Below are 15,196 nucleotides of genomic sequence, written 5' to 3'. Positions count from 1 at the left end.
CGGAATACGGCTTCACCTCGCTGACACTTAGCACAAGTATCCCCGACACTTAGCACAGGTGTCCATGACACTTAGCACAAGCATCGCTGACACTTAGCACAAGTGTCAGCACCCCTAAAAAACCGCTCCACAAGCCCTCTGTACAAGGCTCAGGCAGATGTTTCACTTAAAAAACCATAGAATATGGCATTTTTCAAACCTATTTACAAAAAGTTGTCCAAGAAGTGGCATCCCCAAGCCGTGAGCGTGGGCAAACCCATCGAAATGGACGAGCTTTGCAAGCAGATAGCGCTCATCTCCACCGTGAGCAGCGCCGACACCAAAGCTACCCTCGAAGCCCTCGGCCTTGTGCTGGGGACATGTATGAACACCGGTCGCACGGTACACGTGGAGGGTCTGGGAACCTTCTACTACACCTGCATCTCCACAGGCAAAGGCGTGGACGCGGCCGAAAAGGTGAACGCCAACCAAATCTCCGGCACCCGCGTACGTTTCGTGCCCGAGTCGCATCGGCAAGGTAGCACCATCACCCGCGGCCTCATCGGCGAAAACGTGACGTGGGCAAATATCAACTCCATCAGCCAGTTGGACGGCACAGGCAGTGGCGGCAGCAGCGGCGGAGACGGAGGAATAGAGGAAAATCCGTTGGGATAACCGAAACCGAACTCCGTTGCGATAACCGGGCGGGAGGCGAACACGGCACTCATGCGCCCCTACGCCCTCCCCCGATGCAGAGAGAGGAACAGCAGCAGACAGGCGGACAGCTATTTGCTGTTGTTCTATTTAGAAACGAACTGATTTTAAGGGGATATTTCGTTAGAGTACACCTTTTTTTCGTACCTTTGGCATACCAAACCTCTAAGAGGAATATGGGTATAGAACATTTTATTACAAAGGAGAAAAATTATGAGAAATTACAAAATCATCAGTGAAGGTCAAGACCATGTCACGGTGGAAATAAGTAAAAGTTTCTTCAAGAGAATGATGCAATGGGAAGAAAGCTTCAAAGTGGCCAAAGCTATCCGCCGCGGCCTGAGCGAACGTGATAAATATCCTGAACTGAGTCGTGAGGAGGCTGAAAAGGAAATAGAAAAATGGTAAGAGAAGCTGTAAAGTTCCAGTTCTCGGACGATTTTAAGATCGCCTTCAAACGACTATTGAAAAAATATCGTACGTTGAAACAAGATTTGTTGAAGGTTATGGACGAAATTCAGGAATCTCCGTCGGAGGTCGGCGTTCCTCTTTTTGCAACCGTCCGTAAAATGCGTATGGCTATTTCAGCAAAAGGGCGGGGAAAAAGTGGCGGTGCTCGCCTCATCCTCAGTCTGTACCAACAAGAAGGGATTGTCTTCTTTCTCTTTATTTATGATAAGAATGAAATGGAAAATGTTTCAGATGAGTTCATTAAAGAGATTTTAAAAGATATGGAAGATGCGGAAAACTAAGAGAAAATAACCCCGCTCGACAGCCTGTTTCGCTTTCATCGTGAGGAACTCCATTCGCTCCTACACACTCATTTCAGATGTATATCGCATCACGTTCAAGGTTTTGGCAAAAACTATGGAACATGTTTTCGTGCAAGGTTATCAAATCTACTTTCCGATGGAATAGCTTCCGCAACTCTTCCTGAATGCCGAAGCACGTGAAGCAACTAGGACGACGCAACTTGATTATGACGTCAATATCGCTCTTCTCGTCCTGTTCCCCCCGCGCCACGCTACCGAACAGTCCCAACTGCTCGATGCCATACTTGTCGGCAAACTTTTCCTTATAAGCCCGCAGACGGTCGACGATCTCCTGGGTGGTTTCCATATCTTACTTCTTTTAGTGACAGGTACAAAGTTAGCGATTTCCTCAAGAAAGAGAAGACATACCGCCGAAAATATAGCGCTACACACTCCTTTTTACGACGTTTACCCCGGCACCTGTTATTATGGCACGTGAATAATCGGTCATTTTTAAGAGTTTATGTGCAGGGGTAACACTTTTTTCTTTATCTTTGTTTCACGAAAAAAGTATCCTAAAAAGAGACATTATGAAACGCAACGCCAATAAAGTACTCGAAAGCATCCGCCAGTCGCTGGCTCAACACCTGCCTTCCGGCGGACGTGCCGTGCTGTTCGGATCGCAAGCACGCGGCGACGCACGCCCGGACTCGGACTGGGACATACTTATCGTACTCGACAAGGAGAAACTCGAAACTGCCGATTACGACACTGTAAGCTATCCGCTCACCACGCTAGGCTGGGACTTGGGTGAACGCATCAACCCCATCATGTACACCCTGAAGGAGTGGACCGCAAGCCACATCACTCCGTTTTATAAAAACATTGAACAAGAAGGAATTATACTGGTATGAGTTTAAGTGAAGAAGAACGCAATGCCCTTGTGACATTGCAGATGGAAAAAGCACGGACTTTTCTGCAACAAGCAGATGAAATGTATGTTCTAAAATACTGGGACATAGCTTCAAACCGTTACTATTATGCATGTTTCCATGCTGTACAAGCATTACTGATTAAGCATGGATTGACGTGCCGGACACATGACGGGCTGATCGGCTGTTTCGGGTTGAACTTTATAAAAACCGGAATAATCAGTTCACACCTGGGAAGTTTTCTGTCACGCATCGAACAACTGAGGCAGAAAGGGGACTATAACTGCTTATATTCCATATCTGAAGAAGAAATCAGCGCAATGCGTGCCCCAGCAAGAGAACTTGTCGAAAAGATAAAGGAACTGATATGAGAAACAATCTGGTTATATAACTTTGTCAGCAAATTACGGTATAAACCTGAAAACAACCACCATGCATAAAATACCACAACCGATACTGCTGCTACTGTTACTACCATTGTGCCTCATCGCCTGCCATACCGGCAACGGAAGTGCAACCGTCATCGGAAATGCAGCCGCCCCTCTCCGTTCTCCCCGCTACCACGCCGACAGCCTGCGTTTCCTCGCCGCCACAGAGCCCCTCTACGACCAAAGGCGGGAGCGTGAAACCATCCCCTATCTCGACTCCATCTTCCTGCTGCCCGCCAGCCTCAATCCCGACGCCCCGCAGCACTCCGACACCCTCAGCACCGCCGAAGGCCGCCTGCTCTGCAACCGTGCCTTGCGCTACCTGATGGTAAGCTACAACCTGCTAATAGACTTTGAAGGCGGCTACCGCCACCTCGACAGCCTCCAACGCCTGCACCTCCCCTTTCTGGAACGCTACTGCCTGCGAGGCCTCCTCACCGCCAAAGCCCAGATGCTGATGCCCCTCGACCGCCACGCCGAAGCCCTGCAATGCCTCGACCAAGCCATGAAGCTCGCCCAGACAGAAGACAGTATCGCCGCCCCCCTCCCTTCCGGCCTCCTTGCCCGCGCACAAGCCACCGGACGCCTCGAATGTCCCGAGAACGACAGCTACTGGAGTGCCGCCACCGGCATCACCTACATGGGCGTGGACAGCGCAAGCACCCGTGCCGAGCAAGCCTTCCTGCGGGTTATCGACATTGCCCGCCGCACCGGTTTCCGCGGTGGCCTCTATCCCCATGCCATAGCCCGCCTCGCCGACATCTACCTGCACCAGGGCAAATATGAACAGAGCATCGCCCTCTGCCGCCAAGCCATTGCCTCCACTCCCTCCGACAAACCCGACGAACAAGGGCAATATATCGCCGCCGAAAACCTGACCGAAGCCTACCGCCGCCTCGGCCTTTACGACGAAGCCCTGCGCTACTGCGCCATCGTGACCGACGCCCCCAAAGACTTCGAGATACTGAACAACCTGCGCGGACGCTCCTACATCAACAAAGCCGCCGTCCTTGCCGAAATGAACCGTTCCGCCGATGCCCTCGTCGCCCTGCAACAAGCCGACAGCTGCTTCAACCGTACAGGCAACGATTACTATAAGCTGCAAGCCGCCCTCGAACGCGCCCATCTGCTCACTTTGCAGCCCGACTCACTGGAAGCAGGCCTGCGCATTTTCACCACCCTCGAAGGACAAATACCCGCCCATCGCCAAGCCTTCTACCTTTACTATTACGGAAGCGCCTGCGCCCAAGCCGGACAATACTCCCGTGCTATCCCCCTGCTGGAAAGTGCCGTGACGGAATCGGAGAACATTTCCGAACGCCTCATGGCCCACCAGGCCGCCCGTCTGCTCACCGAGTGCTACCGCCATACCGGACGTCTCGCCCTCCTTGCCGACTTCCTGCCCCGCTATCAAGCCCTTTCCGACTCCATAGCCAGCGACGCGAAGATACGCCAGCTTGCCGCCGCCAACATCCGCTTCGAAACCGAAAAGAAAGAGCAGGAAAACCGCGCCCTCACCGCCGAAGTGGCACTGAAGGACAGTCGCCTGCGCACCACCCTCCTCGTTGGCACACTCTGCCTGCTGCTGGCTGCCGGCACCATCGTCTGGGTAGTGATGAGGCATCGTGCCATCCGCATCCGGCAGGAAGCCGCCGCCACCCTGCTGCGCGAACAGGAAGCGCAACTGCACAGCCTCATCCGCGACCGCCAGCAACTCAACGACCGCAATCTCGACCTGGTCCGCCAACTCTCCGACATCCAGGCCACACACGAAAACACCTGCAACCTCGACAGCATCATGGAGAGCCTGCAACAAAGCCTTTTCAGCAAAGAAGACGCCGAACGCTTCCGCCAAAACTTCTCCGCCGTTTATCCCACAGCACTGAATCGTCTGCGGAGCCGTTGCCCCGACCTGACCTACAGCGACGAACTCTTCTGCATGCTCGCCATGCTGCAACTGGACAACTTCGAAATGGCACGCACCTTGGGTATCAGCAAATCCAGTGTCTCGAAAACACGATACCGGATACGCATAAAACTGGGATTGCCGGAAGGAGCCGATGCAGACACTGAAATCAGAAAAGTGATGTCTGTCAAGGAATAATTGCATAGTATTCACTATCTTTGCAACAGTTCAACCATTTGGAAACTGTTAGCGTTATATTACTTATAAACATTATAATAGAAAGATTTATGAAACGTACAAAATTAGCTGCATCCTTCCTGTTAGCCGGGACTCTGCTCCTGACGGGATGCGTGAGCAAGAAAGAATTAGTGAATCTTCAAACAGATTATAACAAGTTGAAGGACGAGAAGACTGCCCTCGATAAGTCCTATCAGGATGCGCAAATCCAGCTCGCCGAGTATCGCACACAGTCCAAAAGCCTGGAAGACCGCCTCAACGAAGCCCGGAAAAACAACCAGGAGCTGCGCAACAACTACGCCACTCTGCAAGGTTCTCTCGACAAGAGCCTCCAGCAGAACTCCCAAGGCAACATCAACATCTCCAAACTGGTGGATGAGATTAATGCCTCCAACCGCTACATCAAGCAACTGGTGGACACCAAGAGCAAATCGGACTCTCTGAACGTAGTGCTGACTAACAACCTCACCCGCTCCCTGAGCCGCGAAGAGCTAAAAGAGGTGGATGTAAAGGTCTTGAAAGGCGTGGTTTACATCTCCTTGGCAGACAATATGCTATACAAGAGCGGCAGTTACGAAATCAACGAACGCGCTGGCGAAACGCTGAGCAAGATTGCCAAGATTATCACCGATTACAAGGATTACGAAGTATTAGTGGAAGGTAACACAGACAATGTGCCCATCTCCCGCCCCAATATCCGTAACAACTGGGACCTGAGCGCCCTGCGTGCCTCATCCGTAGTGCAAGCCTTGCAGAATCAATACGGCGTCGACCCCAAACGCCTTTCCGCCGCCGGCCGTGGAGAATATAATCCTCTCACGGATAATGACACCGAACTGGGCAAGCAACGCAACCGCCGTACGCAAATTATCATCACTCCGAAGCTCGACCAGTTCCTGGAGCTGATAGACAAGGCGCCGGAAGCGGAAGGAGAAGAAAAAGCCGAATAAAGTAAAGACTGCCTGCAATTACTTAACCTACAAGCAGAAACATAGGGAAAAAATATAATTCCAAAAACAAACCTCAGACTGTCTCTAAATAGGAAGAAGCCTATCACTCTGTCATCCGGAGCAAAATAACGGCAAGTTGCTATTCAGAGGCAGTCTGTTTGTTTTTTCCCTTCTATAAGCCCTGAATAAGTACAATTTAATAGTTTTTATCGCACACGCACTTACATTTTATCACATTTATTCCTACCTTTGCGCCCAAATTATAACTTTTAACTAACAACTCATAATCAACTACCATGGCTAAGATAACCAAAGAAGCTGCCTTGCTGTATCACTCACAAGGCAAACCAGGTAAGATAGAAGTAGTGCCCACCAAGCCCTACAGTACCCAAACCGACCTTTCACTTGCATACTCCCCCGGTGTGGCGGAACCATGTCTTGAAATAGAAAAGAACCCGCAAGATGCATACAAATATACAGCGAAGGGTAATCTGGTAGCTGTAATCTCAAACGGTACCGCAGTGCTCGGTCTGGGCGATATAGGCGCGTTGAGCGGCAAACCCGTAATGGAAGGTAAAGGATTGCTTTTCAAGATTTACGCCGGTATCGACGTGTTCGACATCGAAGTGAACGAGAAAGACCCTGAGAAATTTATCCAGGCAGTCAAAGCCATCGCCCCTACTTTCGGTGGCATCAACCTGGAAGACATCAAAGCTCCCGAATGTTTCGAAATAGAACGCCGCCTGAAGGAAGAACTCGACATCCCCGTGATGCACGACGACCAACATGGTACAGCCATCATCTCCAGTGCCGGACTTGTGAACGCTTTGCAGGTAGCAGGCAAGAAGATTGAAGATGTAAAAATCGTTGTGAACGGTGCCGGTGCATCGGCCGTATCCTGCACGAAGCTGTACGTTTCGCTGGGTGCCCGCCTGGAAAACATCGTGATGGTGGATAGCAAAGGCGTTATCAGCAAGACACGTACCGACCTCAACGAACAGAAGCGTTACTTCGCCACCGACCGTACCGACATCCATACTCTTGAAGAAGCCATCAAAGGCGCAGACGTATTTTTGGGATTATCCAAAGGCAATGTACTGTCACAAGACATGGTACGCAGCATGGCCCCGTCTCCTATCGTTTTCGCACTCGCCAACCCGACACCAGAAATCTCTTACGAAGATGCCATGGCAGCCCGCCCCGATGTATTGATGGCAACCGGACGTTCGGACTATCCGAACCAGATTAACAATGTAATCGGTTTCCCCTATATCTTCCGTGGCGCGCTCGACACTCAGGCAAAGGCCATCAACGAGGAAATGAAAATAGCCGCCGTACACGCCATCGCCAACCTGGCAAAACAGCCTGTGCCCGATGTTGTGAACGAGGCTTACCATGTAAACAACTTTAGTTTCGGCCCTGAATACTTCATCCCGAAACCGGTTGACCCGCGCCTCATCACCGAAGTTTCCTGCGCCGTGGCACGTGCAGCCATGGAAAGTGGTGTAGCCCGCAAGAACATCGAAGACTGGGATGCTTACTGCGTACAACTCCGCGAACTGATGGGTTACGAAAGCAAACTCACCCGTCAGCTTTACGACACCGCCCGCCGCAATCCGCAACGTGTGGTATTTGCCGAAGGTTCCCACCCCAATATGCTGAAAGCAGCCGTAGAAGCCAAAGCCGAAGGTATCTGCCATCCCATCGTTTTAGGTAACGACGAGACCATCGAGAAACTGGCAAAGGAACTCGACCTCAGCCTGGAAGGCATCGAAATCGTAAACCTGCGCCATCCGAACGAAGCAGCACGCCGCGAACGCTATGCCCGCATCCTTTCTGAAAAACGTGCCCGCCAGGGTGCCACCTACGAGGAAGCCAACGACAAGATGTTCGAACGCAACTACTTCGGTATGATGATGGTGGAAACAGGCGATGCGGATGCATTCATCACCGGTCTTTATACGAAATACAGCAACACTATCAAGGTAGCCAAGGAAGTCATCGGCATACAGCCGCAATACAAACATTTCGGTACGATGCACATCCTGAACTCCAAGAAAGGTACGTATTTCCTTGCCGACACGCTAATCAACCGTCATCCCAATGCCGAAACATTGATTGACATTGCCAAACTGTCAGAGCACACCGTACGTTTCTTCAACCATACCCCAGTAATGGCCATGCTGAGCTACTCCAACTTCGGCGCAGATACCGAAGGCAGTCCGGTAAGCGTACACGAAGCCGTAGAGTACATGCAGCAGAACTATCCCGACCTCGCCATCGACGGTGAGATGCAGGTAAACTTCGCCATGGACCGCAAGATGCGCGACGCCAAATATCCTTTCACCCGCTTGAAAGGCAAGGATGTGAACACCCTCGTATTCCCGAACCTGAGCTCTGCCAACTCCGCATACAAACTGTTGCAAGCCATGAATACGGAAATGGAGCTAATCGGCCCGATACAGATGGGACTGAACAAGCCTATCCACTTCACCGACTTCGAAAGTTCCGTGCGCGACATCGTAAATATCACCGCAGTAGCCGTTATCGATGCTATCGTGGACAAAAAGAAAGCAGGTAAATGAGACGTCCGTTATCGAAATCACAAAGTGTTTGCATTGTGCTGCTTTGGGCAGCACTTTGCTACATAGTTCTGACTACTGTCGAACGAATTGATGGACCAGTCATCATGACGCTTATCATTTCGGCAGCGTTAGTATTCATTCCGGTAATAAAATCATTAAAGAGAGGATAAATAATGTCTTTTTATTCCTTTTTGCGGTAGAAAACAATAAAAATGTTGTTTTCTACCGCATTTTCTTTATAAATTGTTTGTTTGTCTCATTTTTATGTGTACTTTTGCAACCGCAACAGAGAAAAAGGGAAGCAAGATACGAGGAAACAAGTTACAAGAAATTCCCTGCGGCAGCGCAAATGCCTTATCAACTGAACCCCTCGTCAACTTGTCAACTGAACTCTCGTCAACTGAAAAATAACCAATAAAAGAAATAGATTATGAACGCAGCTAAGGTATTAGAAGATTTGAAGAGACGGTTCCCCAACGAACCAGAGTATCATCAGGCAGTGGAAGAAGTACTTTCTACAATTGAAGAAGAGTACAACAAACACCCGGAGTTTGACAAAGTCAATCTGATTGAACGTCTTTGCATCCCCGATCGTGTTTACCAGTTCCGCGTGACTTGGATGGACGATAAGGGTAACATTCAGACCAACATGGGTTACCGCGTTCAACACAACAACGCTATCGGCCCGTACAAAGGTGGTATCCGTTTCCACGCTTCTGTAAACCTTTCAATCCTGAAATTCCTTGCTTTCGAGCAGACTTTCAAAAACTCACTGACTACGCTGCCTATGGGTGGTGGTAAAGGTGGTTCCGACTTCTCTCCGCGCGGTAAATCCAATGCCGAAGTAATGCGTTTCGTACAGGCATTCATGCTGGAACTGTGGCGTCACATCGGTCCTGAGACTGACGTTCCTGCCGGTGATATCGGTGTAGGTGGTCGTGAAGTAGGTTTCATGTTCGGTATGTACAAGAAACTGACTCGTGAATTTACCGGTACATTCACTGGCAAAGGCCGTGAATTCGGCGGTTCACTGATTCGTCCTGAAGCTACCGGTTACGGTAACATCTACTTCCTGATGGAAATGCTGAAGAAGCAAGGTACTGACTTGAAAGGCAAGACTTGTCTGATTTCAGGTTCCGGTAACGTAGCTCAATACACTGCTGAAAAAGTATTGGAACTGGGTGGTAAAGTACTCACCATGTCTGATTCTGACGGTTACGTTTACGACCCGGCAGGTATCGACCGCGAGAAACTGGACTACATCATGGAATTGAAGAATCTCTACCGTGGACGTATCCGCGAGTATGCAGAGCAATATCCGGGTGTGAAGTATGTAGAAGGAGCTAAGCCTTGGGGTGAAAAAGCTGACATCGCTCTGCCTTCCGCAACTCAGAACGAACTGAACGGCGACCATGCTCGCCAGTTAGTAGCAAACGGCTGTATGGCTGTTTCCGAAGGTGCTAACATGCCTTCTACCCCGGAAGCTATCAAAGTATTCCAGGATGCCAAGATTCTGTACGCTCCGGGTAAGGCTGCCAATGCAGGTGGTGTATCAGTATCCGGCCTGGAAATGACTCAGAACTCTATCAAACTGAGCTGGAGCTCTGAAGAGGTAGACGAGAAGCTGAAGAGCATCATGAAGAACATTCACGAAGCCTGCGTACAGTATGGTACGGAAGCTGACGGTTATGTGAACTACGTGAAAGGTGCTAACGTTGCCGGATTCATGAAGGTGGCAAAAGCTATGATGGCACAAGGTATCGTGTAAGAAAGCTATAGTTGTTATATATGAGAATCCCCTTTGCACTCGGTGTGAAGGGGATTCTCTTTTTCTCAGATTCTCTTCAAAATAATCTTAGGTAGTACGATTCTGACTTCACCCACATTATCATCTTGTTTTTTCCAGAATACGACAAAATTGACAGAGGCTTCATGCAAGCTATACCCTTTCTCCTGCCAATGCTTTATCACTGCATTAAACTTAGAAGAAAAACGTAAAATTTCAGTTCCATCACCATCTGTACATCCTTTATCTGTCAGTTGCAGGAAACTTCCACTCCTTAATTTTTCAATTATATCCTGACGAAAAGGATAAAGAAAAAAGTCGAGCACAATATCCTTATGAGTCAACGAAAAATACAAATATCCCGGCATAGAGTACTCCTGAGTATCCATTTGGAAGTTTGCATATTCTTTAGGAATAAGATTCAAATAAGAATCATTTAGATGTATTGACAAATATTGTTTTGCACGAGTAATAGCTACATAAATCTCACGTAATCTACTCTCATAGTATTTACAGTCATCATTCAGTAATAGAAAAACATTTTCAAACTCTTTACCTTTTGCCTTATGAATAGTAGAAACATACACTTCACCTCCCTTATAAGAGTAAAAGTCTTCCAAGCTGGATTCAAACAGGAATACCTCCCAATCTGAGCGATATTTGCGATCTCTATAAAGAAACTCAAACTTTTCAATCATATTAGAACATATTTCCCATGAAGGAGTATCATAATAGTTTCTTCTTAATTCTCTTTTCGCTAATTCCCAACGTTCAGCTTCTATCAGACAAGCATCTACTGATAGCCCCAACAGGTCATTAAAATAGTGGATTTCATTCAAATCAGATAAACGGAAACCATCATTTGATTGAACCAGACGAACCGGCATACCTTTTTCTTGCAAAAGAAATGCAATCAGCATAGCATCTTCATTGGTCAAAGTTAGCACACATGTACTGCCTGTCAGAGAACTTTCACAAACATTCCGGACTAAAGGAAATGTCATTTTAGCAGATTTGTAATGTGTGATATGGATAATTCCGTCTTTCAAATCTCTGGAAACGACAGACGAATATTTCATCCTATCAGGTAACTGACTAATAAATAATCCAGCAAACAAAACCAAATTGTTTTTGCTGCGATAATTCATTAATAGTTCATAGGTATGCGCCTCATACTTATCAACAAGTTTTCGCATATAGCGAGAATCTGATCCTCGGAATCCATAAATATTTTGATCATCATCTCCCACCGCAATCACCCTAAGTTCTTCATTTTTCTGCATCAAAGCTTCTACTAACTCAAACTCCTGAGATGTCATATCTTGAGCCTCGTCCAGAACCAATACAGTTTTAGTAATCCGGTTACTTTCTACCTCTCCACTATTAATTTTTCCTACAGCATCGGATACCACAGACGCAGATCTTGCCAATGTCCCTTGGCGTCCTAATAAATCAAAGCAATAAGAATGGAATGTTTTTATCTCAATGTATCCCACAGCATTACCAATCAACTTATGCAATCTCTCTCTGAATTCATTAGCTGCCGCTCTAGAAAAAGTGAGCATAAGTAACTGTTCATGTTTCACATCCTCCATCAGCAACAATGATGCCAATTTATGGACAAGAACTTTCGTCTTTCCACTCCCAGGGCCGGCCAAAACCACAATATGTCCTGGTGAACTATCTTTTACCACAGACAATTGGGTTTCAGATAACTCTCCGAATATCTGTTCATATTTAGAACGAGTCATACGCAAACTTATTTCATTCTTCCTATTACCAGGAAAGTATTTTTTCAAAAAGGAGGAGTTATTAAGATTGAAATAATCATCAACAAACTGCAGAGCTATCTGATAATTTTCTACCATCTTCTTTGCATATTCACCAACTATGTGAATTTGCTGGATTTTGTTTTCATAAAACAATTCCAACTTCCGATAATCTTCTTGCTTATATTTTATCTTATTACTACGCTCGACCCGATTGACAACAAGCTTATTATACACTACTAGAAAACCACCTTCAATTTGCAAAGCACCTATACGCGAAAGGTAGAAAAGTGCATCTTCTACATCTTCCACCGAAACTTCCTGTCGGAACATATTACTTTGTCGTTTTTCCTCTTCTTCAAACCTCTCCTTTAGTTCCAATACAGAAAATTCTACTAAAGCTTCCTCTTTGGTAGCATTCTCAACTTTGACATCCACTTTATCAAATAAAGCGTTTATAATAAAATCAGATAAAACATATCTGCGATCCGCTTTTTCCTGAAGTAGGCTACGATCTTGTTCAACTAGCATGATAGCTACATGATTTCTTGCAGCATCCTGATACTCGCGCTTTATCCAGTTTTTTTCCGCCCAGAAGTTGATAAGCGCTTTAAGCTTATCAGGACTGACACTCCTGCCTACTTCTTGCTCAGCAAGTTCCCGCAATTCTTTCAGATTAAAAAGGTTCTCTCCTTCTGTGAAAGTTCCAAGTAAAAACCTGTCTAACCGATTGAAAAATCGTACTATATCGAGTGAACGGTTGCATGATTCGTTTCTCTTTATATATGCAGTCAAATCCTGAGCATCAGCCAATATTTTTTCCTCACGCAATAACGTAACAACTTGTATCACGTCTTCACGAGTGATGCCCAGATGATCGGAAATATAATCAACCCGTGCTTCTGGTATTTCATTATTCAAATGCTTCCGACTCTTTGTCGCTATTAACTTTTTAATAATGCGAATAGCCTGTTCTCTCTGCTTTTCAGAAAATCTTTCGGAAAAATTAATCTTATCAATGGCCTCTTGAGCTGTCTGTGCCATAATACTATTAGCAAATACCTGTGGCATATTTTGACCACGTTGTATATATCCCGCCTCCTCTAAGGCTGCTATAGCCGTAGTTACACGAGTTTCCACATCAGCTATATTATCATCCCATCCTGCTTTGCGCGCTATTTCAAGTGCAGATTGCGAAACGGTGGAACGAAAATGAGTAAGATCCTTCACAGCTTTCCACACCTGCTGTATTTCCTTTATATGTAATTTCGTTTGATTCAGCAGAATAAAATGCTTGTTCAGGTCTTCTTCATTAAAAAGAATGAAACAATCAGCTGTGATATGTTCATCCCTCCCTGCTCTTCCAGCTTCCTGTACGTAATTCTCCAAAGAATCGGATATCTCATAATGAACAACAAGACCAACATCTTTCTTATCTACCCCCATACCAAAGGCTGATGTTGCCACCATCACCTGCACTTCTCCAGCAATAAAAGCATTTTGGTTATCCGTCTTATCACGTACATCCATCCTACCATGATACGGCCTTGCTTCAATGCCATCTTTTACTAACTGAGCAGCTAGTTCAGAAGCCGTTCGGGTACGTGAAACGTAAACAATGGTCGGACAATGGTGTTCTTCTATTATCTCCCTCAGACTATTATATTTTTCTCTTTTATCCTCCCTTCTAAATACTTTATATCGCAGATTCGTACGATTTGACCCCGCACGGAATAACTCAAAATCAATATCTAATTTATTCTTGAAATATTCCTTTATATCTTCTATCACTTTTTGTTTTGCTGTAGCCGTGAAACAGGACACAGGAATAGATTGTGTCAGATTCTTTTTCTTTTGTAGTTGCTTCAGAAAATCACCGATATAGAGGTAATCTACCCGAAAATCTTGTCCCCAAGCTGAAAAACAATGTGCTTCATCTATTACAAAACGAACAATTTTCCGCCCCAACAGTAACCTCTCAATACTTCTTGAGCGCAAAGACTCAGGAGAAATATACAAAATGGAAGCAGACCCATCTTCTATTCTTTCAAAAGACTTGGCACGATCTACAGGATCCAACAGCCCATTGATAGTTACAGCATCCGTAATATTATGTTTTCGCAAATTATCAACTTGATCTTTCATTAAAGATTGCAAAGGAGAAATAACTACAGTCAACCCTTTCACCATTTCTCCACACATAAGAGCAGGAACCTGAAAAGTAATAGATTTACCACCTCCGGTAGGGAATACAGATAAAATAGATTTCCCTTTCACAGCAGCTTCCACAGCTTTAGCTTGTAGAGGTTCGTTATCATAAAGACGATACGAATCAAATCCAAAATATTTTTTCAGTCCTAGATGAATATCGAAAGCTTTATTGCAATAGGGACATCCTGTAATGCAGAGTGTGCTTCTCAACTGAACCATTAGTTTATCCACATCAGGAAAAGTATGAAGAACCCAGGGAGGAGTAATCGAATAACGGTCTTTACAGTTTATTAAGGCTAAAGCATAAGCTAGTTCCAAAGGATAATGCACAATCATATCAGTCAACGGAGCAGACTCACATATTTCTCCATTAAATCTATGGAGTAAAATATCTGGCAAACTCTCAGTCTTATCCGGACAATATTCTATAAATCGAAAAAACGATTCAAATTCAACCGAATTTTCTAAAAGACAATAGTATATATATTTTAGGTCTTCATCCAATCTTTTAAAAGTAGCCACTTCTTCCTTAAATAGTTCAAAAGCCTTTATAGAATCATTTAGTGGATTGTTTAGACTATCTGTGAGTAGCTTATCATCCTTAAGAAGACGATGATAAGGACGTTCTGGAAATAACAGTGGAGAGAGATAGAGCGTATCTATTATCTGAGGAAGCCGGCATCCTACTTTCTTATATAATGGAGCAAGATATGTCAAATCATGTTTCATTATATTGTGTCCACCTATATAATCCATCGGATTTAGAAACGCAAGTAAACGCTCAAAGGAATTTTCATGAAAATGCGCTCCATTACTACATACTGCTCCCATATCCTCAATTTGCAAGCGGTCGGAGTTCGTTTCTAAGTCTATGAATGCTATGTTTTTCATAAATAAAAATCTATTTTACAAAGAAACAAAAGAAAAAGATAATGACAAGCAGTTTT

General features: G+C 45.9%; 13 protein-coding genes. 9 read left to right on the top strand and 4 right to left on the bottom strand.

All coding sequences use genetic code 11. From position 1 onward, the window contains the following. The first annotated feature begins 183 nt into the window (after nucleotides 1-183). The 3 genes from BUC01_RS18750 (at nucleotide 184) to BUC01_RS18735 (ending at nucleotide 1,445) form a co-directional block, all read left to right on the top strand. On the top strand, nucleotides 184-654 hold the full coding sequence (locus BUC01_RS18750) for an HU family DNA-binding protein (protein ID WP_073314496.1): 471 nt from the start codon (nucleotides 184-186) through the stop codon (nucleotides 652-654). Nucleotides 655-906: 252 nt separating this feature from the next. After that, nucleotides 907-1,101, top strand: coding sequence for a hypothetical protein (locus BUC01_RS18740; protein WP_007667778.1), 195 nt, complete (start codon nucleotides 907-909; stop codon nucleotides 1,099-1,101). Then, on the top strand, nucleotides 1,095-1,445 hold the full coding sequence (locus tag BUC01_RS18735; protein WP_007667779.1) for a type II toxin-antitoxin system RelE/ParE family toxin: 351 nt from the start codon (nucleotides 1,095-1,097) through the stop codon (nucleotides 1,443-1,445). The genes BUC01_RS18740 and BUC01_RS18735 overlap by 7 nt, the downstream gene beginning before the upstream one ends. A 73-nt stretch (nucleotides 1,446-1,518) precedes the next feature. Here the strand turns inward: BUC01_RS18735 and BUC01_RS18730 are convergent, their stop codons facing one another. Next, complete coding sequence (locus BUC01_RS18730) at nucleotides 1,519-1,812, bottom strand: nucleotidyltransferase family protein (RefSeq protein WP_025834561.1); 294 nt, start codon at nucleotides 1,810-1,812, stop codon at nucleotides 1,519-1,521. 223 nt (nucleotides 1,813-2,035) lie between these two features. On the opposite strand from BUC01_RS18730, the gene BUC01_RS18725 reads away from it, so the two are divergent. Next, entirely contained in the window at nucleotides 2,036-2,359 is a 324-nt protein-coding gene (locus tag BUC01_RS18725) for a nucleotidyltransferase domain-containing protein (protein WP_021968358.1), read from the top strand. After that, a complete protein-coding gene (locus tag BUC01_RS18720) occupies nucleotides 2,356-2,748 on the top strand; it encodes a HEPN domain-containing protein (RefSeq protein ID WP_007667786.1) in 393 nt (130 codons plus the stop codon). The genes BUC01_RS18725 and BUC01_RS18720 overlap by 4 nt, the downstream gene beginning before the upstream one ends. 100 nt (nucleotides 2,749-2,848) lie before the next feature. On the opposite strand, the gene BUC01_RS25940 is transcribed toward BUC01_RS18720, so the two are convergent. Further along, entirely contained in the window at nucleotides 2,849-2,989 is a 141-nt protein-coding gene (locus BUC01_RS25940; RefSeq protein WP_244895767.1) for a hypothetical protein, read from the bottom strand. A gap of 159 nt (nucleotides 2,990-3,148) precedes the next feature. Next, nucleotides 3,149-3,616 (bottom strand): hypothetical protein, encoded by a 468-nt coding sequence (locus tag BUC01_RS25935; RefSeq protein ID WP_244895766.1) that lies wholly within the window; start codon nucleotides 3,614-3,616, stop codon nucleotides 3,149-3,151. Here BUC01_RS25935 and BUC01_RS25930 point away from each other — a divergent pair. The 4 genes from BUC01_RS25930 to BUC01_RS18700 all read left to right on the top strand — a co-directional run bounded on the left by BUC01_RS25930 (nucleotide 3,497) and on the right by BUC01_RS18700 (nucleotide 10,251). Continuing rightward, on the top strand, nucleotides 3,497-4,909 hold the full coding sequence (locus BUC01_RS25930) for a tetratricopeptide repeat protein (protein WP_394363925.1): 1,413 nt from the start codon (nucleotides 3,497-3,499) through the stop codon (nucleotides 4,907-4,909). The two genes, BUC01_RS25935 and BUC01_RS25930, sit on opposite strands and share 120 nt — an antisense overlap. A gap of 89 nt (nucleotides 4,910-4,998) precedes the next feature. Then, on the top strand, nucleotides 4,999-5,898 hold the full coding sequence (locus tag BUC01_RS18710; RefSeq protein WP_073314495.1) for an OmpA/MotB family protein: 900 nt from the start codon (nucleotides 4,999-5,001) through the stop codon (nucleotides 5,896-5,898). A gap of 296 nt (nucleotides 5,899-6,194) precedes the next feature. Then, complete coding sequence (locus tag BUC01_RS18705; RefSeq protein WP_025834143.1) at nucleotides 6,195-8,483, top strand: NADP-dependent malic enzyme; 2,289 nt, start codon at nucleotides 6,195-6,197, stop codon at nucleotides 8,481-8,483. 430 nt (nucleotides 8,484-8,913) lie between these two features. Next, nucleotides 8,914-10,251 carry an NADP-specific glutamate dehydrogenase gene (locus BUC01_RS18700; protein WP_025834146.1) on the top strand — a complete coding sequence of 446 codons (1,338 nt, stop codon included), beginning with the start codon at nucleotides 8,914-8,916 and terminating at the stop codon, nucleotides 10,249-10,251. 65 nt (nucleotides 10,252-10,316) lie between these two features. On the opposite strand, the gene BUC01_RS18695 is transcribed toward BUC01_RS18700, so the two are convergent. Next, nucleotides 10,317-15,140, bottom strand: a complete 4,824-nt coding sequence (locus BUC01_RS18695) for a RecQ family ATP-dependent DNA helicase (RefSeq protein WP_025834148.1) — start codon at nucleotides 15,138-15,140, stop codon at nucleotides 10,317-10,319. Nucleotides 15,141-15,196: the final 56 nt, after the last annotated feature.

Origin of the sequence: Bacteroides stercorirosoris (genome assembly GCF_900142015.1) — a bacterium.
In the GTDB taxonomy this organism is placed as follows: domain Bacteria; phylum Bacteroidota; class Bacteroidia; order Bacteroidales; family Bacteroidaceae; genus Bacteroides; species Bacteroides stercorirosoris.
The sequence above is the reverse complement of the archived record's forward strand: the minus strand, read 5'-3'. Positions and strand labels throughout refer to the sequence as shown.

What these genes read in the sequence shown, in the direction of transcription:
- BUC01_RS18730 (WP_025834561.1), bottom strand. Translation starts at nt 1,812, where the DNA reads ATGGAAACCACCCAGGAGATCGTCGACCGTCTGCGGGCTTATAAGGAA.
- BUC01_RS18720 (WP_007667786.1), top strand. Translation starts at nt 2,356, where the DNA reads ATGAGTTTAAGTGAAGAAGAACGCAATGCCCTTGTGACATTGCAGATG.
- BUC01_RS18695 (WP_025834148.1), bottom strand. Translation starts at nt 15,140, where the DNA reads ATGAAAAACATAGCATTCATAGACTTAGAAACGAACTCCGACCGCTTG.
- BUC01_RS18740 (WP_007667778.1), top strand. Translation starts at nt 907, where the DNA reads ATGAGAAATTACAAAATCATCAGTGAAGGTCAAGACCATGTCACGGTG.
- BUC01_RS18705 (WP_025834143.1), top strand. Translation starts at nt 6,195, where the DNA reads ATGGCTAAGATAACCAAAGAAGCTGCCTTGCTGTATCACTCACAAGGC.
- BUC01_RS18750 (WP_073314496.1), top strand. Translation starts at nt 184, where the DNA reads ATGGCATTTTTCAAACCTATTTACAAAAAGTTGTCCAAGAAGTGGCAT.
- BUC01_RS18700 (WP_025834146.1), top strand. Translation starts at nt 8,914, where the DNA reads ATGAACGCAGCTAAGGTATTAGAAGATTTGAAGAGACGGTTCCCCAAC.
- BUC01_RS18710 (WP_073314495.1), top strand. Translation starts at nt 4,999, where the DNA reads ATGAAACGTACAAAATTAGCTGCATCCTTCCTGTTAGCCGGGACTCTG.
- BUC01_RS18725 (WP_021968358.1), top strand. Translation starts at nt 2,036, where the DNA reads ATGAAACGCAACGCCAATAAAGTACTCGAAAGCATCCGCCAGTCGCTG.
- BUC01_RS18735 (WP_007667779.1), top strand. Translation starts at nt 1,095, where the DNA reads ATGGTAAGAGAAGCTGTAAAGTTCCAGTTCTCGGACGATTTTAAGATC.